This is a genomic window from Nocardia sp. NPDC058640 (genome assembly GCF_042716995.1).
Lineage (GTDB): Bacteria > Actinomycetota > Actinomycetes > Mycobacteriales > Mycobacteriaceae > Nocardia.
Genome location: NZ_JBHXRG010000002.1, coordinates 285,772 through 306,782, shown reverse-complemented (window position 1 = coordinate 306,782; position 21,011 = coordinate 285,772). Strand labels below are relative to the sequence as shown.

Genomic DNA, 21,011 nt, shown 5'->3' with positions numbered 1-21,011 from the left:
CGCCTACGAGCTGCGAGTCGCACGTCGCACAGGTGGCGTGCCCGGTGAGCCGTTATGGGCCTACGTGAACAGATCCGACGACCTGCTCGCAGGCGGACATCACACCGGCCCAACCGTTTTCGGCGTATTGGCAGCCGATGCTGATCTGGATGCCGTGTTCGACGAGCACCTGCCAGCGGACTGTTGACCCGTCGCCGGGGCGCTCTTCGTAGGACAGGCCGGGACGGCCGGCGAAGACTACGTCGCGGCGGACGGGGGTAACCGTTCCTGCGGGTTTTTTGGCGATTTGGGCGGCGAGGTCGGTGGCTACCTCGTCGTAGCCCGCGCCTGCGTTGACCGGTTTCTGGGTGATGGTGATGCGTTGGCGGGTGGCGTCGTCGGGGGCCAGGTCTGTGCGGGCTTCGGTGGCGGTGGTGCTGTGCCAGCCTGGGGGGACGGCTACGACGACTCGGCCGAGGATCTGAGGGGCGGGTTTTGATTTTGGTTTTGATGTAGCCGGGGGCTGAGTCGAGGAGCTCAGCGGAGCCGCGGTTGTTGCAACGGCAGCCGTGGCCTGTTGCTCGTTGGAACCACCGAACAAGAAGAAGCCGCCGATGCCTGCCGCGGCGATGACGGCGACCAGGGCGGCGGCGCCGATGTACAGCGGGCGGTTGTCGACCGGGTTGGTGGCCGCGGCACGTTCGCGCAGGGGCTGCATCCACTCCGCTGCGGGCGGAATGGTTGGTGTGTACGCGGGTGCGCGCTGAGCTGGGCGCGCGAGGTCGGTTCCGGTCAGCGGGCTGACGGTTGTCTTTGTGCCGCACACGCTTTCGACTACAGCGGTTACCGAAGCCAGTACCGCCGGATCGGTGGTACCGAACACCTGGACCACGTCGACGGGGCGGTCGGCGAGCAGACGCGCGAGCAACTGCTCGAGCTGGCCGAAGCCTTCTTCGGTATCGAGTTCGGCGACCGCTAGGTTGGGTTCAACCTCGACCGCTTCGACGTGGGTGCCGTTCGTGTCGTAGATGACCGACGATGCCGAAGTCGACAGCATCCCGAACTCGATGAGTGCGGTGCGGCGGCTCCGGCTGGCGGTGATGTCTACTGCAGAAGCGCGCAGGGCGCAAGTCTCGAACACGACCTCGTGCGTGAATCGCTGTGCGGCAGTAGCGAACAGGTCGAGATCGGGCTGCCCCCACGCGGTGGGGTGCACGACCACGATTCGCTCGCACAGCGGCGTCACCCGCAGGGCGTCCATGATCGCCCTGAGCACCGCAGACAAGGCTTGGCCCACTGTCGGCATCCGCGGCGGCAGCGCGATTACCCCGCCGGACACGTACTGCACCGCCGACACCGCCTGGGTAGGTGGTGCCAGCGGCTCACCGACGACTAGACCGGAGCCGTTGCTGCCCAACACAATCGACGGGGCAACGTCCCAGTGGGTGGTGGCGCCACGCGCCCACACCTTGGCTTCGCTGACAACGAGCTCGACGACGGTCATTCCGGTTGCGGCATCCAGGCGGTCTGGATCAGCCCCTCAGTGTTGCGTGTAACAAACGTGCCGCGGCCCGTCGGCTTCGGGCCTGGTCGGGCAGTGCCGACGATTACACCCTCGTCACGACTGCAGCTCAAGATCAGCGCAGCCGAACCGAGATCCTTCATCCTGGCCAGTGTTGCTTCGTACATTGCCCGGCCGGCACCGCCCGAACGACGAGCGATGATCAGGTGAAAGCCCAGGTCACGGGCATGCGGAATGTGTTCGACCATTGCTGAAACCGGGTTGCCCTGCGAGGTAGCGACCAAATCATAGTCATCGACTATGACATACAGCTCTGGCCCGCTCCACCAAGACCGCTCACGCAATTGCTGAGGGGTCACGTCAGGACCGGGGGTCCGCTTGGCAACGTAGGTCGCCAATCCGTTCATATAGTCGGTGAACAGGGGGGCCGTCGAACCGTAGCCAGCCTGGTAGCCCTCGGGAATTAGACCGAGCATGTTACGGCGGTAGTCGCCGACAATGAACCGCGCTTGCTCGGGCGTATTCGACGCGGCGATACCGTCGATAAGCGAGCGAAGCAACGTCGTCTTACCGGACTCGGTGTCGCCGATGATGATGAAGTGCGGGCTTTCCGCGAAGTCCACGTAGACCGGCGCAAGTTCCGCCTCATTGATGCCGATCGGAATGCGCATGCACTTCAACGACGGATCGACACGTGAAGGCCAGTTGCCAGCCAGCTGAAGAAGCTGCTCACGCGGGAACTGATCCGGCAGCATTCTGACCTGGGGAGCAGGGCGACCAGGGGTCATCTGGCTGATTGTCTCGACTGCAGCAGCAACCGCTTGTCCGAGATTCGACGGATCCGAGGAACCATCGAGGCGCGGCAATGCCGTCAACATGTGCAGGCATTCGGCGGTCATACCGCGACCGGGACGCCCCTGCGGAACCAGCGACGCGAACTTGCGACCGAGATCGGAATCCATCGGATCGCCGAGACGCAGTTCGATGCGGGTGCCGATCTGGTCCTTCAAAGCCGGGCGGGCTTCTGCCCAACGAGCGAGCGCGATCACCACGTGCACGCCATACGAAAGACCCTGCACCGCAAGGTTCATGATGGTCTGCTCGAGCGCGTCGAAATCCTGACGGATCGAGCCATAGCCGTCGATGACCAGGAACACATCGCCGAACGGATCGTCGTGCGCGCCCGCCGCAGCCGGGCTGGACGAGGGGTCCATCGACCGCAGTCGCCGGAACTCGACCATCGATTCGATACCGAGCTGACGGAACTTCGCCTCACGGGCGCGAACGATCGTGGTCATTTCGGCGACGGTGCGCCGGACCTGATCCTCGTCGAGGCGGCTGGCCACCGAACCCACGTGCGGCAGACCCTGCAGGCTGGTCAGTGTGCCACCACCGAAGTCGAGTCCGTAGAACTGCACCTGCTCGGCGGTGTGAGTCAACGCCATCGCCATGATCATCGAACGCAGCGCCGTCGACTTTCCCGACTGCGGGCCACCGACGATCGCGACGTTGCCTCGCGAACCCGACAGATCGACCACGAACGGATCGCGCCGCTGGTCGTAAGGCCGGTCGATAATGCCCATCGGCGCACGCAACGTAGCGATCGCGGAGTAGTCGCCGGTGAGAATCGAACGCGGGATCAGCTGATCCATGGTCGGCGCCTCGTCCAACGGCGGCAGCCAGATCTCGTGCGCGGGACGACCGTGGCCGGAGATACGCGAGACCAGCATGTTCAAGTTCGACATCTGGTCGTTCTCGTCACCAACAGGCTCCGGCTCGAACTCCGGCTCCACCGGCAACGGAACCCGGTCGGCCGCACGGAAACCCACGTGGGTGGCACTGAAAAGCCTTGCGTTGATATCGATCTCGCCGCCGACGATGCCAGCACTGGTGACTTCGCGCGCCGACCCACCACCCACATACGGCCCGGACACATACGAAGCCTGGAACCGCTGAATCTCACCCGAGTTGGACTTGAGGTAACCACCACCGGGCGCACTCGGCAGGTTGTAAGCGTCAGGAACACCGAGAACCTGACGAGACTCGTTGGCGGAGAAGGTCTTCAGACCGATCCGATAGGAAAGGTGCGATTCCAACCCCTTGAGCTTGCCTTCTTCCAGCCGCTGCGAGGCGAGCAAGAGGTGCACCTGCAGCGAGCGACCCAGACGACCGATCATCACGAACAGTTCCGCGAAGTCAGGATGCTGGGTGAGCAGTTCGGAGAACTCGTCGAGCACCACGAACAGTGCGGGCAGCGGGTCCAGATCGGCGCCGGCCGCACGAGCCTTCTCGTACTCCGAGACGTTGGCGAAGTTGCCCGCCTGACGCAAGACCTCTTGACGGCGATTCATCTCGCCGGCGAGCGCGTCCTTCATACGGTCGACGAGGTCGGCTTCGTCCTCGAGGTTGGTGATGACCGCGGCGACGTGCGGGACGCCGTCGAGACCGAGGAACGTCGCACCACCCTTGAAGTCGACCAGGACCAGGTTGAGCTGGTCGGGCGAGTGGGTGGCCAGCAGGCTCAGGACCAGCGTGCGCAGGAATTCCGACTTACCGGAACCGGTCGCGCCGATGCACAGGCCGTGCGGGCCCATGCCGTTCTCGGCGGCTTCCTTGATGTCCAGTTCCACGGGGGCACCGTCGGCGCCGATGCCGAACGGCACGCGCAGACGTTCGCGGCCATAGCGGGGGCGCCAGGCGCTGGCGGGGCTGAAGTTGCCGATGTCGCCGAGGTTCATCAGCTGCGACCAGGTGGAGATGGTCTCGCCCTCGTCGGTTTCGATGTCGCTGCTGCGCTGGGTGGCGGCGCGGTAGGGGGCGAGGCGGCGGGCAAGCTGTTGGGCCTGTTCGGCGCTGACGCGGTCGATGGTGGCGAAGCGTTCCTGGTTGCCGGTGGCACCGCGGCCAAGGCACTCGCCGTTTTCCACGACCATCTTGATGCCGCGCGAAACCGCAAGGCGCGGTGCGTAATTGCACAGGTCGATGATGGTGACGCCCTCGTACCCGGACTCGCGCAGCTGGTCGTCTTCGGCCTCGAGCAGGCCGCCGTCGACCACGATCACCACGTGCACCATGTTCGGGTTGTTGGGCTGGTTACGCGAGTAGCGCACCCGGTTGCCCAGCAGCGGCTGCAGGCCGGCCATCGCTTCGCGGATGGAGCCGTAGAACATGCGCTGGGTGCCGATGCCGTCTTGGGAATCGGGGTGCTGGGTGTGCGGGAGCCACTTGGTCCACTCCCACTCGCGGGCGGTGTCGGGGCCGCAGACCACCGCGACCAACACCTGGTCGGGGGCCTGGAACATGCACAGCTGCAACAGCATCGCGCGTGTCATGTCGCGGGCTTGGGCGCGGTCGCCGTCGAGGGCGACGGTGCCGAAGCCCTTCACCGCGATGGCGGTGGGCAGGTCGGGGACCGTGGAATGCGCGCGTACGAAGCGGCGCAGCGAGACCGCGGCGATGGGTTCGAGTTCTTCGACGGGGCCGGTTTCGGGGGCCACCAGTCGGGTCGCCAGGCGCTGACCACCTAGGCCGATGCGTGCGTGGCAGAAGTCCTTGTCGCCGGAGCGGCGTTCCCACATCCGGCTGGTGCCCGCGAGCATCCAGATCAGGCCGGGCTCGGGGTGGCTCCATTCGACCGAGGCGCGTTGCTGCTTGGCGGTCTCGTCGACGTCTTTACGGACTTGGTCGAGGTAGCGCAGGTAATCCTTGCGGTCCTCGTTGGCTTCGGCGGCCTTGGCGCCCTTGCCGCCACCCTGTCCGAACATGGTGACCATCGACATGATCATCATCATCGGGAACATCATCGCCATCGGGTTGGACAGCATGCCGCTGCCCTGGGTGAACATCAGCGCCATCATGCCCACCATGCCGACCACCATGACCACGGGCATCAGCTTCTGCAGCAGGCTACCGGGGGTGATCCGTGGGATCTCCGGCGGCGGCTGCAAGGTGACTTCGCCACCCGGTGTACGCGGCATTTCGCGCCTGGCACGGCGCTGGAACCTGACGGTGCTCATGGTCGAAGACTCCCCCTGCTTGACTACTCGCTATCTGTCGCCGCGGGCTCAGTGTAGAGGTCGTGGCCGACATGTCGTATGGTTCGTCAGGCATTCTGCTGTCCGAACGGTGTGTTCCGCAAACTGTCAACCGCTAAGACCGGTTGAGCGGAAACACGAGGTAGAGACGGAACTGGGGGAGTTTTGACGGACGCGCGGCTCGATCACCAAGTGGACGAAGACTCGGCACGCGGCATCGTTCGCGCACCCGACCTGGCCCGGGTCACCATCCTGGCCAAGCACACGCAGGTGGACATGGCGATCCCGGTCGACGTGCCGGTCGCCCTCGTCATTCCCAGCGTCGTCGACATGGTCGCGCAACACAGCCGCTCCAACGACTTCGACAACGACGGCGAACGCTACGAGCCCGCCGAGTGGGTGCTCGCGCGCATCGGCCACCCGCCGTTCTCGAACTCGCTGAGCCTGGGCGAACACGGCGTCCGCGACGGCGAGCTGCTGATGCTGGAAAGCGCCTCGCACACCGCGCCCACTCCCCTGTTCGACGACATCATGTACAACGTCGCGATCGCCGACGCCGACCATTACCGCAGCTGGACGCCCAAGACCGCGCGCATCACCGGTTCGGTGCTGGCCGCGCTGACCATGCTGGTGGGCTGCTTCGGCCTGCTGGCCGCGCCCGACGCGCTGCCGTTCTGGGTGTCGGGGTCGCTGGCGCTGTTCGTGTCGATCCTGTGCGTGGTCGCGGGCACCGTGCTCAGTCGCATGTATCGCGACGCTTCCGCAGCGTTGGTGCTGGCGGGCTGTGCGTTGCCGACCGCGTTCACCGCCGGAATGCTGCTGGTACCAGACCATTACGGCGCCGCGCACCTGCTGCTCGGCTTCGCGTTGCTCGGTGCGATCGCGGTGCTTGCCTGGCGCGTGACCGGCGTGGGTCTTGCCCTGTTCATCGGGGCGGCGACCGTGTCGGTCTTCGCGGTGCCCGCCGCGCTGGTGGGCTTGCTCACCGATCAGCCGCTCAAGGCGATCGGTGCGGTGGTGGCCGCGATCGGCCTGGCGGGGCTGTCGCTGTCGCCGCGCATCTCGATGCTGCTGGCGAAGCTGCCGCTGCCACCGGTCCCCTCCCCCGGCACCCCGATCGACCCGACCGAAGACGACCCCGACGACCACCGCGCCCTGCCGACGCTGGACGCCCTGCGCGCCCGCTCCGAGCGCGCCCGTCACTACCTCGCAGGCCTGGTCAGCGCGACCACGCTGGTCACCGTGGTCGGCGCGCTGCTGGCCACCAACGCCGGTGCCGAGGACGCCTACTGGCCCGGCATCTCGCTGGCGCTGGTGTGCGCGGCGGTGCTGATGTTCCGCAGCCGCACCTACGCGGGCGCCGAACAGGCGATCGTGTTGATCGCGGGCGGTTCGGCGATCGTGCTGCTGATGCTGATCGGTGTCGCGGTCGAAATGCGCCAGCCCCTGGTCGTTTTCGGTGCCGCGCTGGTGATCCTGATCTCGGCGTTGGTGATGGGATTGATCGTGCCGAACCAGTCGGCGACCCCGCCGATGCGTCGCGCGGTCGAACTGCTCGAGTACGCGTTCGTCGCCGCGGTGCTGCCGCTGGTGTTCTGGGTCGCCGATCTCTACTCGCTGGTCCGCGGGCTGTGAGGCTGGGCCTCCGACTGGCGGCCGTCACCATGGTCGTCGGTCTCAACGCCGGAATCGGTGTGAGCGGAACAGCTTTCGCTGATCGACCCCCTGCGATCGACCCGGGTCTGCTGCCCGCGGGAGATCCCGCCGCGCCCGCGGGCAAGACCGAACGTGGCAGTGGCGTCAACGGTTTGTGCCTGCGCACCCAGCCGGTCACCACGCCCGCGGTGATTCCCGCGAGTCAGCGCTCGCTGGATCTGGAACGCGCGTGGGAATTCTCCCGTGGCGCAGGACAACTCGTCGCGGTGATCGATACCGGCGTGGCACCGCATCCCCGTCTGCCGGATCTGTGGGCGGGCGGCGACTACGTGGCCGCCGGTGGCGACGGCACCGAGGACTGCGATGTGCACGGCACGGTCGTGGCCGGAATCATCGCCGCGACCCAGGTCAAGGGCGAAGGGTTCTCCGGCGTCGCGCCCGAGGCCCGCATTCTCAGCATTCGCCAGACCAGCGCGCTCTATCAGGCCGAGGGCGCGGGACGCGACAAGTCCCCCGAGGACATGCCCGACGGCTACGGCAAGGTCTCCTCGCTCGCCAGCGCCATCCGACGGGCGGCCGATTTCGGCGCTCGCGTGATCAACATTTCGCTGGTCGCGTGCAACAGCGGTTCGCCCGCGAGTGAAGCCGCGTTCGGCGCGCTCGGCGCGGCTGTGCGGTACGCGGCCGTCGAAAAGGACGCGGTGATCGTGAGTTCGGCGGGCAACTCCGACAACGCCTGCAAGTCCGGCAATCCCGGCCCCGACCCGCTCAAACCCGCGCAGGATCTGTGGAGCACCATCCGCACCTACGTGAACCCCGCCTGGTACGACGAGTACGTGCTGTCGGTGGGCTCGATCGGTGCCAACGGCGCGCCGTCGTCGTTCACCGTGCCCGGCCCGTGGGTCGGGATCGCGGCGCCTGGTGAGGGCATCACCTCGCTGGACGCCCGCACCGGCGAACCCGAGCACAGCACCGGCATCTCCGACGGCAAGTACGACGGTCAGGGCAAGTACTCGCCTTACAGCGGAACAAGTTTCGCGTCGCCGTACGTCGCCGGTGTCGCCGCGCTGGTGCGCGACCGGTTCCCCGATCTGACTTCGAAGCAGGTCATCGAACGACTGCAGGCCACCGCGCACGCACCGGCCGAGGGCTGGAATCCATACATCGGGTACGGCGCGGTCGATCCGGTCGCTGCGCTGACAAACGAAGTGCCCAAACAACTTCCGCCGAAGCAGTCGAGCCCGCCGCGCAGTCAGCAGCTCGCCGTGCCCGCACCGCCGCCTGCGCCGGACAACACCGCGCGCAACGTGGCACTGATCGGTTCGGGCGCCATCGGGCTGATCCTGGTCCTCGGCGTGCTGGCTTCGTTCCCGATCCGTCGCAAGTTCGGGATGTCGGTCGACGATCTCTGACCTGATCGACCGAAGAGCAGGGTACGGTCCTGGAGTCTGTGACCCATCAAGCCAGGTAGCCGCATGAATTCAACCGATCGTCCCCTCACCCGCAGACAACGGTGGGAGCGCGCGACGAATCTGCCGTTGATCGTGCTCGCGGTGGTATTCGTGATCATGTACGCGTGGCGGGTGCTCGACACCGACGCGTCTCCGACGCTGGATGCCAGTCTGCTATGGGCGGATATCGCGATCTGGGTGGTGTTCGCGGTCGATTTCGCGGTCAGGTTGTGGCTGTCGAGCGACCGGCCGCGCTTCATCCGCAAGCACCCGCTGGACCTGCTGGTCGTGCTCGTGCCGCCGTTCCGCCCGCTGCGCCTACTCCGAGCGTCGCTGTTGCTGCTGGACGCGCTCAACCGCGCGACGCACCCGCGCACCCGCCTGGTGACCTTCGTGGCGACCAGTTCGGTGCTCATCCTGTTGCTGACCAGCCTGGCCTTCTTCGACGCCGAATACGGCGCACCCGACAGCAAGATCGAATCCTTCGGCGACGCCCTGTGGTGGTCCGCGGTCACCGTGACCACCGTTGGTTTCGGCGACGTCTACCCGGTGACCACCGAGGGCCGGTTCGTGTCCCTGATCCTGATGACGCTGGGCATCGGCCTGATCTCGTTCGCCATCGGCACCATGACCAGCTGGGTCGTGGAACAACTCAAAACCGTCGACGACGCCGCCGACCGCACCGAGAACACGCTGCGCGAACTGGTCGACGAGGTCAAAGCGCTACGCACCGAGGTCGCCGAACTGCGCTCGGCGACCCCACCGGACTAATTCACTGTTGCGACAGGCTTTTTCGCGGGTGAAGGATCCGGCGCGACACCATCGTGCGCGACCATCGCCTCTTCCCGACCCATCGTCGGCCCACCCGCGAGCAGTCCGATGATCGGCCACGGCGCCGGTTCAGCGGTGACTTGCTCGAGGCCGAGGGCCTTGACCGCGTCGCCGTTCTTGATGCCGAAGCGAACGCCGGTGTCGGCGATGTAGAACAGGCTGTCCTTGCGGCGACTGTTCGGTTCGATACCGGTGGACTGCACGTAGGCACCCGAGGCCGGCGGGATGAAGACCGTGTCGGCATTGGGGCCCGCGCCGTCGGCCTGCGCGAGATCGACCATCTTCGCCTTGTCCGGGATCGGCAGATCGATACCCGTCAGCAAGGTCAGTTCGGCGCGCGCGGTGGCGTCGGCGTTATCGGTGGCACCGGGGATCGGCTTCCACGACATGCAGCTCACCGGCTGATCCTTGGCGCTGATCAGCGTGGGCCGGTCGCGCGGGTAGTCCTGCACCTTCAGCGTCTGCACGTGCGGTGCATAGACCTTGTCGGTGGACTGAATCGTCGTGCCGTTCATCATTGTCGGATAGAAGTTGCGGATGATCTGGGCGGTCAGCGTCGAAATCTCCTGCAGTCCGTCCTGGAGCACCACGTAGTTCTGATTGGGCTCGTTGAACACCTGGACCACGTCACCGATCTTGTGGCCGCTCACGTTGTAAGACGGTGTGCCACCGGGATTGACGATGACCGGCGTGATGATCGGCAGTGCTTCGGGAATCGCGTTGAGCAGGCCCTCACTGATCGGACGCGGGGTCACCGTCGTGACACCGAGCGCGTGGGTCACGGCCGGATCGTCCATCTTCACGCGAGCGCGCTTGCCGTCGTAGACCAGGTAGGTCGCGTCCTTGCCCTTGACGAGCATGGTCTTGCCTTCTTCGACCTTCGACGCCTTCGTGCCGAGACTCGGGTCACCCGCAAGCACCGACGTAGTCAGGTCCGCGCTGCCGTCGGACTTGAGCTGATCACACACCGTCCACGCCCGACCCTTGCCGCCCTTGTCGTAGAGAATCGACGACGGGGCGCCCGGGATACCGATCAGCTGACCGCGCGGCTTCTTCCCCAGCTCGGATTCCTTGACGATCGACGCCTTGGCCGCCTCACCCACGGCCAACCGGGCCGAAGCCAGGTTCAGCGCAGGGTGCACGACGTTCTCGACCACCGCGTACACGCCGCCGGATTCCTTGGCGATCAGGATCTTGCTGTCGCCGATCTTGTCCTGCGGCCGCAGCAGCGCCAGGATGCCGCAACCGGCCAACACGACCAGGCCCAGCACGAGCCCGACCACATAGGCACGGGTCTGCGCGCGCATCGGATCGTGCAACATGCGCACGTCCCGGCGCACCAGGGCGTGCTCCATTCGCCGCACCAGGAAGCGGTATCCGCTGACCTGCCAGCGCGTTGTTGGTTTTGAAGGCATGGTTCCTCCCCCGAACAGTGCTCTCGCTCGGGCAACACAGTACAGTTCCCGGCAGAAGTTGTTCGCATTCGGCCTGGCGCCGATCGACAATCGGGTACCTGGGGGAGGAACGAATGGCTGAGTTCACCGGTGCGGGACCGCGCCCGCTGTTCGGTCGGATCACGTTGCCGCACCTACTGATCGCGCAGGTCCTCGGCCTGATCGCGGGGGTCGTGGCGCTGATCGTCGGCCTGGCACCGTTGCCTTCGCTCGGCATCGCCATCGGGGTGGCCTTGCTGCCGCTGATCCCGATCGGCAAGCGCACGATCCTGGACTGGCTGTCGACCATTCGCCGCTACCTGGGCAAGCGCGACTACACCCTCGGCGACACCGTCGACTTCCGTGACACCGACGGCCGCTCGCTGGGCCTGTACTGGGACGGCAGTCGCGTGGTCACCGTGGTCGAGGTGCTGGCCCCCAAGGGCGGGCTGACCCGAATCGCCCGCACCGCCGTGCACGCCTCGCACCTGCTGCCGCTGCCCGAACTGGCCGCCTGCCTGAACCAGCACGACATCCTGCTCAGCGGAATCGACATCATCAGCCACGGCCACCGCAGCCGGTCCGGCACCCCCGCGGGCGCGATCTACGAATCGCTGCTCGGCCCGCTACCCGCGACCGCGCACCGCACGGTGTGGTTGGCGATCAGTTTCGACGCGGTGAACTGCCCCGATGCGACCGAGCGTCGCGGTGGCGGCGTCGACGGTGCGTCGCGCGCGGTCACGATCGCCACCCAGCGGATCATGCGCACCCTCGAAGACGCCGACTGCAACGCGCGCATCCTGACCGCGCCCGAGATCCGCAAGGCCGTGCAGCAGATCACCGCCGGTCTGGATCCGCGCACGCTGAGTCAGCGGTGGAAGTACGCCGAGATCGGCAACGCGGTGAATATCGGTGCGGCAGTGGACCCCAAGCAGTTGGGTTCGGATCTGCTCGCGCAGCTGTGGGTCGCGCCCTCGCGAGGCACCACGGTCGCCGTGCGACTGCGTCCCGGTAGCGACGCCGAGTCCGTCAGCGTCGGTGCCGCATGGCGTTTGACCGCGCGCGAGCTGCCGGAGAAGACCAAGTCCAAGGGCATGGTGTCCATGCGCGGACGCCATCGCGACGCGCTGCTGGCCCACCTGCCCATCGCGGTACCCGGGGTCGACGACACCATCCCGACCACCGAGTTCCCCATCGATGTCATTGGTGCCCTGCATCTTCCGTCGTCGGGTTGCGGGCAGCTGCTCGGCTCCGACGACGAGGGCAACGGCGTTGCCACCAGGATCGTGGGCACCGGCATCTCGACGGTGTATGTCGCCGGTGAGCTGTATCTGGCGCAGCAGTTGGTGTTCCGCGCGCTGGCCGTGGGCGAACGCGTGCTGGTGCGCACCGACCGGGCGCAGGCCTGGGAGCAGCTGGTCACCACCGTGGGCAACCCCGAACGCCTGACCATCGCGGTCGAAACCCACCAGTCCGACGCGGGTTTCACCGCCACGGTCGTCGACGGTGTGCTCGCCCCCGCCCCGCACGCCGGCGTCACCACGATCTACCTCACCGGCGACCCGAACGGCTGGCCCGCTTCCCGCCCCGACCTGGAGATCTTCCAGCCGGGCGCGATCGGCAACCGGGTGGTGCTGCGCACGGGAACCACCAGGGTGAACCTCACGCTGGTGTCGATCCCGCGCGAGTCCACCTACATCGGCGCACCGCGTGGGCAGCGCGCTATGGCGTCGGCCTGATCGGATTCACCCGGCGTAATCGTACAATCGGGCCGCTTTTTGTCAGAAAACTGATTAAAAACGCGCGAATTGTACGATTACGCCGGTCTCGACGGAGATCCCGCGGCGTGTATCAGCCCGGATAAGGCTCGACAGTGCGGGCTGCCCGCAAAGTCGTTCCCCACCAGGCCAGTTGGTTCAACATCCGGTCGCAGGCGTCGATAGCGGCATCATCGTTGGTCATGCCCGTCTTGTCGAAGCGGCGTTTGGCCTGGGCGAAGCTCACCGATTCGCGCACCGACACCATGTGCAGTTCCGCGACCACCTGACGCAACTGCTCCACCGCACGCAACCCACCCGACAGCCCGCCGTAGGACACGAACCCGATCGGCTTGGCCCGCCACTCGTGCTTCACGCTGTCGAGCGCAGTTTTCAGCGAGGCCGGGTAGCCGTGGTTGTACTCGGAGGTGACGGCGATGAACGCGTCGGCGGCGCCTACCCGCGCCCGGAAGTCCTCGACCGCAGGCGTTTCGGTCAGGTCGGCAGGCAGGTCCAGTTCGCGCAGGTCCAGCACCCCCACCTCGAAGTCGGGCCGCTCACGCAGCGCGGTGACCAACCAGCCCGCGACCACATCCGCGAACCGCTCGGGGCGGGTGCTGGCGACGATGATCTCCAACCGCAGCGGTGCATTCATGCCGCGAGCTTAACGACACTCCGCCACCCCTGACTTGCCCCGTCGGCCGGATCAGGCACGATGGAGCGCACTCGTGAAGCTTTCATGGGGGCGAGGGGGTCGCACGTGATCATCGGACGTTGGCAACTGGTGGAGACACTGGGCCGACCGGATACCTGGTCGATGCTGTGCGCGGGGACGTCGCCGCGCGAGTGGGCGTCGTATCAGCGGGCGATCCCGTCCCGGTTGCAGGCGCTGATCGCGACCGCTCATGCCACGGGCGCGCCGGTCGAGCAGGTGCTGCCGAAGTCGCGAAACCCGTGGTCACAATTGCAGTTTCGGGCTGTACCGGTGCTGTGGTCGGAGGTGTCCACCCATGCGGTGAAAGTGTGGGTCGGCGAGAAAGCTCCTGAAGAGGAACTGAGCGTGGCGCCGTTCCAGGTCGACTCGCACGCCCGGATCGTGCGAACCCAACCCGAGGGTCTGGGACCCCATTTCGGTTCGGGGCCTTTCGAATACACCGGCGCCGAACCGTTCCAGCGCATCGAACGGTTCGACAATGCGTTGGAAGTCATTGCGGCACTGTCGCGTTCGGATCCCGGCAGCCGGTGGTCGGGAATCGCGACCGTGTATTCGGGGATCGGCCCGCGTTCGCTGCTGGTGGCCGCGCGCAACGGTCACGACGACGAAGGACGGTTCGACTGGCGCGGTATCGCCATCGACGTCACCGACAGCATTGCGCCGCAACCGAAGTCGTTCGAAGCCGCGACGCTGGACCTGCTGCGTGAGAGTCAGCCCGGACTGTTCCTGGTCATCCTCGACACCGCGCAGGTCCGTGCGGTGCGGTGGGTGACCGAGCCGATGCCGGGGCTGCGCTGGCGCGGGGTCGACGAACGGACCGTTCCGCACCCCGACGACCGGCCCAGGATCGCCGCGTTGCGCACCGAAATCCTGGCCGGCGCCACCCGAGCCGGGCTGACCGGGTTGCGGTTGGCGGCCGAGGAAGGCGGGTGGCTCACCGTCGACGTGGAGGTCTCACCGTTGCCCGACGGCGGCGCGGTGCCTGCGTTCATGCTCGCTCAACTGCAGGTCACCGCGCCGCAAGGGTGATCGGCCCAGGGCGCGCCGCGACCGGAATGCCCGCTGCAAGTCACCGCCCGGCTGCGGCGATTACGGCAGCTCGAAGGGCAGCGACACCCCGGCGTGCACACGGCACCGATCGCAGGCGTCGGTGTCGTCGACCGCGGTGACCGCGCGGCGCATGAGCTCCTTGAACGGGCCCAGGTTCTTCTTGAACTCCGCGAACACATCCACCGCGTGCACCCCGTCGCCCTCTTCGAGCCCGGCATCCAGGTCGGTCACGAGAGCGACTGCCGCGTAACACATTTCGAGTTCACGAGCCAGAACAGCTTCGGGATGCCCGGTCATATTGACCAGATCCCAACCCTGCCCCGCGAACCAGCGACTCTCGGCACGCGTGGAGAACCGCGGCCCCTGCACCACGACCATCGTCCCGGAATCCTCGACCCGCATGTCACCAGCGGACTTCACCGCGGCGGCGCGCAGATCATCGCAATACGGATCGGCGAAGGACACGTGAATGCCTCCACCGTCGAAGTAGGTCTGCGCGCGGCCCGACGTGCGGTCCACGAGCTGATCCGGCACCGCCACCGTGCCCGGACCCCAATCGGCGCGCAGGCTGCCGACCGCGCACGGCGCGAACACCCGGCGCACCCCCAGCGAGCGCAGCGCCCACATATTCGCCCGGTAGGGCAGGGTGTGCGGCGCGAATTCGTGTTGCTTGCCGTGCCGAGGCAGGAACGCGACAGCGCGGCCGTCCACCTCGCCGATCGCGACCGGCGCACTCGGCGCGCCGTACGGTGTGTCGACCTCGACGTGCACCGCGTCGTTGTCGAAGAAGTCATAGAAGCCACTGCCGCCGATGACAGCGAGCGCGGGCCGGGCAAGCGTACTCATGCCACCGATTCTTCCGTCCGCCACGGTCGCGCGCATCACCGGGGACCCATCTGACAATTCCGCCGCGAAACTGTACCCTAGGGGGGTATTAGTTCGCCAGGCGAGCTACCCAGGCAGGCGAGGAGACCTTCGGTGACAACACCCACCCCCGACACCGCGACCGGCGGCGAGCACGCGGGTCACGCAGGCCACGGCTACATCACCGCCAAAGACGACTACCTCAAGCGACTGCGCCGCATCGAAGGCCAGTCCCGCGGGCTGCAGCGGATGGTCGAAGAGGAAAAGTACTGCATCGACATCCTCACCCAGGTCTCGGCGATGACGAAGGCGCTGCAGGCTGTCGCGATGGGGCTGCTCGAGGACCACATCTCGCACTGCGTGGTCGACGCGGCGGTGGCCGGTGGACCCGAAGCGGAAGCGAAGATCAAAGAGGCGACCGACGCGATCGCACGTCTGGTTCGCAGCTGAATCCTTGACGGCGGGCAACTTCGCCTACCCCGCCGCGCGAATGTCCGTTCGCCCGTCGGTCCACGGATTGCCCGTTTCGTCGAGCACCAGATCGGCGAACAGCAGCCCCGTCTTGCCCGGCGGCAACGGCCGAACCAGGTCGTTGCCGTCCGGCCCGAGGATCCGCGCCACCCCGCCCCCGCCGCTGAGCAGCAGGTGCTGCGGCGACCGCGCGTCCACCACCGACCATCCCGTCATCGGTACCAACGCCGTCGGCGCGATCACCACCACCCCGCTGTCGCGCGCGTACTGCTGCGCGACCGAACTGTTCACCGCGACCACGATGTCCTCGCTGACCTCGTGATACACCGTGAAACCGGAGAACGCGGCAACGTGGACCTGCTCCCGCCACAGGTCCACGCGCCGGTCCGGGCACAGATGATCGGCTCCCCCCAGGACGCCGACCCGGCCCAGCTCAGTGTGGTAAACCACCGACGGCAGCACACCGTCGGCGAAGACTTCACGTTCCAGCGGCGTCGGCCACTGCTTGCGCGACACCTGCACCACCCCCGCCGGGCTCACCATCGCCTGCGACATGAAGATCTCGTCGCCTGCCCGCTCCGCGAACCCGAGCACCACCCACACCCCCGCCCACTGCGCGGCATCGGCGATGGCCCGCATCTCCGGCCCATCGGCGGTCATCGCGTTGGCCAGATACCGCGACTGGAACTCAGACCCCCAGTCGACCGAATTCAGCCACAACCACCACGGATACCCCGGCAGGAACACCTCGGGAAACGCCACCAACTGCGCCCCGCCCGCCCCCGCGTCCTCGATGAACCCGATCGTCTGCGCGACCCCGGCGGGCAGATGCAGCCAAGCCGGCTCCGCTTGCACCGCCGCCGCCCGAATCCGAATCGCCATCGCGCCCGCTCCTCACTGGTCCAACGAATTCCAGTGTGCTGCAAGTGCAAACGTACTTACAGTCCGTCCGCGCCAAGGTTCTGACAATCGGTGCCATGTTGATCATCTACAGGCGTGATTGCCGGTACTCACCGGGTGTCATCCCGGTTTCCTGACCGAACACGCGGTAGAACTGGCGCTCGGAAGCGAAGCCGGAGGCGTAGGCGATGGTGGCCGGTGAGTGCGTGTTGTTGCCGGCCAACAGTTTTCGCGCGTGCTGGACTCGTAGCTTGCGCAGCGTGGTGGTGAGAGTTTCGCCGGTGCCGTCGAACAGTCGGAACAGCGTGCGTCGGGAGATGTGGCAGGCGCCCGCGATCTGGTCGATGGTCAATTCGGGTTCGGTGCAATGGTTTCGGAGGTACATCAGCACGTGCTCACGGCTGAAGGCGTCGGCGGGCGTGTCGATCGGACGTCCGCCGGTGCCGAGCAGCACAGCCGAGCTGATCAGGTCGAGGGCATTGCGGGACAGGATCTCCGCCTGCGCGGGTGATTGCTCGCGGACGCGGACCAGATCGCGAAAGAAGGTGGCGATCACGCCCACCGCGCTGGTCGGTGACATGGCCGTCGCAGTCGGAATCACCAACTGACCGACTCCCGGTTGCTCGCGCACCAACCGAATCGGGACCTGCACGAGCACCATCTCGCACGCGCCGTCGACAGACCAGCACGACGGCAGACTGGTGTCGAAGAACGTTGCCTCGCCCGGTCGCAGCAGCACAGACCTCCCGTCCTGCTCCAGTCGTGCTCGCCCCACCGTCTGAATGCCGAAGAACAGGTACTCGTCCGAAGCTGCCCTGATATGGCTGTCGCCCCGGCGCACTTCCTGGTTCTCGACGCGAATCTCCGTGAGACCGAAATCGACTCCGCCGTCGAGAGAACCCGACGTCAGCCGCCCGGACATCGGAGCCTGCCGCCGAGGCGAAACGGCCAGCGGAAGATAGGTCTGCTGCATCACCGCTTCCCACTGCTCGAACGTCTCGTCCCGGGAATCCGCAGCCGAAAACTCCAGCGTCGTCGGTTCGTTCGCCACAGGCGTCCTCCGGAAAACGGGAATCAGGCATAGCCGTCACCACGGCATCACCCCAGAATAGTCCCGTGCACACGGCCTCTCAATGCGATAGCAAGTCACATGACCAGCGAAAACCTCGATAGGAAAACCTCTTTCAGGACGTCCACAGCGAGTGCCGCAAGCAGCCTGACTATCCGATATGCGATCGGCGATACTCACCCGGAGTCATCCCGAATTCCTGTTGGAACACGCGGTAGAAGTGTCGCTCCGAGGTGAACCCCGAGTCGAAGGCAACTGCTGGCAATGATTGCGTCCTGTTGCGGGCCAACAGTTTCCGCGCATGATGCAAACGCAACCTACGAAGCGCCGTGCCGAAGCTGTCGTCGGTACCGACGAAGGCCCGAAACAGCGTGCGGCGGGAGATATGGCAGGCGGCGGCGACTTGGTCGATAGTCAATTCCGGGTCGGTGCAGTGTTTGCGGAGGTAGACCAAGACCTGTTCTCGACCGAAGGTGTCGGCGGGTGCGTCAACCGGGTGCTCACCGGTGGCGAGCAGAACCGCGGAGCTCACAAGGTCCAGGGCGTTGCGGGACAGGATGTCGGCTTGGGCAGGCGATTCCTCGCGGATGCGGACGAGATCGCGAAAGTAGGTGGACACCACCCCGGCCGCGCTGGTCGGAGGCAGCGCGATCGCGGTGGGTATCACCAGTTGACCGACGCCGGGCTGTGCGCGAACCAGACGGAGCGGGACCTGCACGGCCACCATCTCGCACGCACCATCGACAGTCCAGCAAGACGGTCGACTCGTATCGTAGAAGGACGTGTCGCCCGGATTGAGCAGGACAGATCGACCGTCCTGGTCCAGACGCGCCTGCCCTTTTGTTTGAATGCTGAAGAACAGGTACTCATCGACAGCCGCCCTGACATGACGATCGCGTCGGCGCACTTCCTGATTCGTGGCACCGATCACCGTGAGCCCGAAATCGGTTGTGCCATCCAGTGAACTGGAAGTGAGTCGCCCAGCGAACGGGGCGCCCTGCCGGGGCGTGACCGCGAGAGGAAGGCAGTTCTGCTGCATCGCCGCCTCCCACTCTTCAAATGCTGCGTCACGGGGTGTGGCCGCCGAAAATTCGAGCGTCGTCGGTTCGTTCCCCATCGGCGTCCTCCCGCAAGGATTCAGACATAGCCGTACCTACGGCATCCTCAGAATAGCCGCGCCCCCGATCCCCCTCAACGCGTTGACACCAGCGAAAACCCCACTCCGCAAGCCCCTTTCAGCAATTTCCAGAACGGGCAAGGCAAGAAGGAGAAAAACTCATCCGCGATGGACCTGCCGATATTCACCCGGCGTCATTCCGGTTTCACGTCGAAAACAGCGATAGAAATGCCGCTCCGAAGCGAAGCCCGATCCAAATGCCACCTCGGCGAACGAATGTCGGCGCGCACTCGCGAGCATGGTCTGCGCGCGCCGAACCCGCAGCTTGCGCAAGGTCGCACCCACACTGTCACCGCCGTCGAAGATTCGGAACAGCGTGCGGCGCGAAATATGACAGACCGCCGCGACCTCGTCGATGGTCAATCCGGGATCCGTGCAGTGTTCGCGCAGGTAGGTCATCACGTGTTCGCGACTGAGCTGATCGGCAGGCTCGTCGACCGGCCGTTTCCCCGCGGCCAGCAGCACCGCGGAGCCGATCATGCCGAGCGCGCTGCTTGCCAACGTCTGTGCTTCGGCCGGCGCTTCCACTTGGAACCGCGCGAGCCTGCGGAAAAAGCCCGCGACCGCGCCCGCGGGACTGTCGGCCGGCACTGTCACCGCGGTCGGTAGCCGCAGTGAATCGAGTCCCGGTTGCGCCCGCAGCAAGCGCAACGGCACCTGCACGATGACCACCTCGAAAGCTGCCCCGCCACTCCAGTCATCCGGCCCGTTGTCCCAGTGGTACGGAACGGACGTGTCGAAGAAGACCATGTCACCGGCACGAGTCGGGGCCCTGCGCCCGTCCTGGTTCATACACATCTGGCCGTCGATATGCACGCTGGCCAGCAGATATCCCTCGCCTGCGCGGGCCTGCGACCTGGAGCAACTCATCACCTGATGGCTGCCCGCGAATGTCGCCAGCGTGAAATCCGCCGGACCCGGCAGCGTGCCCGAGGTGACGCGGCCGTAGAAGGGTCGCTCGGGATGTGGGTCGACGGAGACCGGGACGTAGGACTGCGACATGTACATTTCCCACTCGTCCACAGCCGCACCGCGCGGCGTCGGCGACGAGAAATCGAGCGTCGTCGTTTCGATGGGCATCCGCAGCCGACCTCCGGGACATAACCGACTCTACGGCCACGATAGCCCCACCGGCGGACCGGTCACGCCGATTCGGCCACCTCTCGCTCACGCCGCACAACCCGCCCACTCGGCGTGTGCATCGAACGTTCCCCCACCGACCGCAACGACCGGCCGACCTCCATCTCCGCGAACAGCAACCCCTCCGCCCCCTCCGCCAACGGCGTCGCCAACTCCAACCCACCAGGGCTGAAAATCCGCGAAACTCCCCCACCGCCGCGCAACAGCCGTCGGTCCGGCATCCGCGCGTCGACAACTTCCCACCCGGCCACCGGCACCACCGCCACCGGTGCGATGACGTGTGTCGCGCCGTCCATCGCATAACGCACGCTGGCGGCGGTATCGAGTCCGGGACCCCAGTCCTTGTCCTCGCCGTAGTAGACGGTGAATCCCGGCCAGGCCGCGATGTGGATTTGTTCCCGTTGCTCGTGCATTCGGGCGCGCATATCCGCACGAAGATGATCGGTGCCGCCGAGCACGCCGATCCGTCCGAGTTCGGTGTCACGGACCAGCAGCCCACCGAGCGAGGTGCTGAAAACAGTCCGTTCGAGTCCTGTCGGTTCGGCTTTACGAACTACCGCGACAGTCCCGTCGGCGCCGATCAGTGCCTGGGACATGAAAACCTCGTGCCCGGCCCGCTCCGCGAACCCGACCGATACGTGAATCCCCTTGCGCCGCGCGGCATACGCGATCGCCCGCAACTCCGGACCGTTGGCGGTCAACGCGTTCGCGAGATATCGGTTGAGGAATTCCCCACCCCAGTCGACGGAGTTCAGCCACATCCACCACGGAAATCCCGGCAGAAACGTCTCGGGAAAGGCCACCAACTGCGCACCACCGTCGGCGGCGTCCTCGATGTATCCGATGGTCTGTTCCACCCCGGCGGACAAGTTCAACCATTTCGGCTCGGCTTGCACAGCCGCCACGCGTATCCGGCTCATCGTGACCCCTCGTCGCTCATCCTGATAAAAGTGCTCGTTTCA

General features: G+C 66.2%; 16 protein-coding genes. 6 read left to right on the top strand and 10 right to left on the bottom strand.

All coding sequences use genetic code 11. From position 1 onward, the window contains the following. Positions 1-52: 52 nt before the first annotated feature. Positions 53-1,483, bottom strand: coding sequence for a type VII secretion-associated protein (locus tag ACFWU5_RS06150; RefSeq protein ID WP_379266318.1), 1,431 nt, complete (start codon positions 1,481-1,483; stop codon positions 53-55). Beyond that, positions 1,480-5,517, bottom strand: a complete 4,038-nt coding sequence (gene eccCa, locus ACFWU5_RS06145; RefSeq protein WP_379266317.1) for a type VII secretion protein EccCa — start codon at positions 5,515-5,517, stop codon at positions 1,480-1,482. Before eccCa ends, ACFWU5_RS06150 begins: the two co-directional genes overlap by 4 nt. 183 nt (positions 5,518-5,700) lie before the next feature. Between eccCa and eccD the strand changes: the two genes are divergently transcribed. From eccD to ACFWU5_RS06130, 3 genes are all read left to right on the top strand, one after another. Then, complete coding sequence (eccD, locus tag ACFWU5_RS06140; RefSeq protein ID WP_379241477.1) at positions 5,701-7,170, top strand: type VII secretion integral membrane protein EccD; 1,470 nt, start codon at positions 5,701-5,703, stop codon at positions 7,168-7,170. A 29-nt stretch (positions 7,171-7,199) separates the two neighbouring features. Further along, entirely contained in the window at positions 7,200-8,603 is a 1,404-nt protein-coding gene (mycP, locus tag ACFWU5_RS06135; RefSeq protein ID WP_379241563.1) for a type VII secretion-associated serine protease mycosin, read from the top strand. A 63-nt stretch (positions 8,604-8,666) separates the two neighbouring features. Further along, positions 8,667-9,413, top strand: a complete 747-nt coding sequence (locus tag ACFWU5_RS06130) for a potassium channel family protein (RefSeq protein ID WP_379266316.1) — start codon at positions 8,667-8,669, stop codon at positions 9,411-9,413. Here the strand turns inward: ACFWU5_RS06130 and eccB are convergent. Then, complete coding sequence (gene eccB, locus ACFWU5_RS06125) at positions 9,410-10,888, bottom strand: type VII secretion protein EccB (protein WP_379266315.1); 1,479 nt, start codon at positions 10,886-10,888, stop codon at positions 9,410-9,412. The two genes, ACFWU5_RS06130 and eccB, sit on opposite strands and share 4 nt — an antisense overlap. A gap of 113 nt (positions 10,889-11,001) precedes the next feature. On the opposite strand from eccB, the gene eccE reads away from it, so the two are divergent. Beyond that, on the top strand, positions 11,002-12,645 hold the full coding sequence (eccE, locus tag ACFWU5_RS06120) for a type VII secretion protein EccE (RefSeq protein WP_379241474.1): 1,644 nt from the start codon (positions 11,002-11,004) through the stop codon (positions 12,643-12,645). A 112-nt stretch (positions 12,646-12,757) separates the two neighbouring features. On the opposite strand, the gene ACFWU5_RS06115 is transcribed toward eccE, so the two are convergent. Next, a complete protein-coding gene (locus tag ACFWU5_RS06115; protein WP_379241473.1) occupies positions 12,758-13,318 on the bottom strand; it encodes an NADPH-dependent FMN reductase in 561 nt (186 codons plus the stop codon). Between the two features lie 105 nt (positions 13,319-13,423). On the opposite strand from ACFWU5_RS06115, the gene ACFWU5_RS06110 reads away from it, so the two are divergent. Then, entirely contained in the window at positions 13,424-14,407 is a 984-nt protein-coding gene (locus ACFWU5_RS06110) for a GAF domain-containing protein (protein WP_379241472.1), read from the top strand. Between the two features lie 60 nt (positions 14,408-14,467). Here the strand turns inward: ACFWU5_RS06110 and ACFWU5_RS06105 are convergent, their stop codons facing one another. Beyond that, positions 14,468-15,274, bottom strand: a complete 807-nt coding sequence (locus ACFWU5_RS06105) for an S-methyl-5'-thioadenosine phosphorylase (RefSeq protein ID WP_379241471.1) — start codon at positions 15,272-15,274, stop codon at positions 14,468-14,470. Between the two features lie 132 nt (positions 15,275-15,406). Here ACFWU5_RS06105 and ACFWU5_RS06100 point away from each other — a divergent pair, with 132 nt between their 5' ends. Then, entirely contained in the window at positions 15,407-15,742 is a 336-nt protein-coding gene (locus tag ACFWU5_RS06100) for a metal-sensitive transcriptional regulator (RefSeq protein WP_379241470.1), read from the top strand. Between the two features lie 24 nt (positions 15,743-15,766). Here the strand turns inward: ACFWU5_RS06100 and ACFWU5_RS06095 are convergent, their stop codons facing one another. The 5 genes from ACFWU5_RS06095 to ACFWU5_RS06075 all read right to left on the bottom strand — a co-directional run bounded on the left by ACFWU5_RS06095 (position 15,767) and on the right by ACFWU5_RS06075 (position 20,969). Next, positions 15,767-16,645 carry a nitrilase-related carbon-nitrogen hydrolase gene (locus ACFWU5_RS06095; RefSeq protein WP_379241469.1) on the bottom strand — a complete coding sequence of 293 codons (879 nt, stop codon included), beginning with the start codon at positions 16,643-16,645 and terminating at the stop codon, positions 15,767-15,769. A 106-nt stretch (positions 16,646-16,751) separates the two neighbouring features. Further along, the gene (locus ACFWU5_RS06090; RefSeq protein ID WP_379241468.1) at positions 16,752-17,714 is read right to left on the bottom strand and encodes a helix-turn-helix domain-containing protein; all 963 of its coding nucleotides are present in this window, start codon (positions 17,712-17,714) and stop codon (positions 16,752-16,754) included. Positions 17,715-17,883: 169 nt separating this feature from the next. Beyond that, entirely contained in the window at positions 17,884-18,849 is a 966-nt protein-coding gene (locus ACFWU5_RS06085) for a helix-turn-helix domain-containing protein (protein WP_379241467.1), read from the bottom strand. 159 nt (positions 18,850-19,008) lie between these two features. Then, the gene (locus tag ACFWU5_RS06080; RefSeq protein WP_379241466.1) at positions 19,009-19,989 is read right to left on the bottom strand and encodes a helix-turn-helix domain-containing protein; all 981 of its coding nucleotides are present in this window, start codon (positions 19,987-19,989) and stop codon (positions 19,009-19,011) included. Between the two features lie 62 nt (positions 19,990-20,051). After that, positions 20,052-20,969, bottom strand: a complete 918-nt coding sequence (locus ACFWU5_RS06075) for a nitrilase-related carbon-nitrogen hydrolase (RefSeq protein WP_379241465.1) — start codon at positions 20,967-20,969, stop codon at positions 20,052-20,054. Between the last annotated feature and the right edge of the window lie 42 nt (positions 20,970-21,011).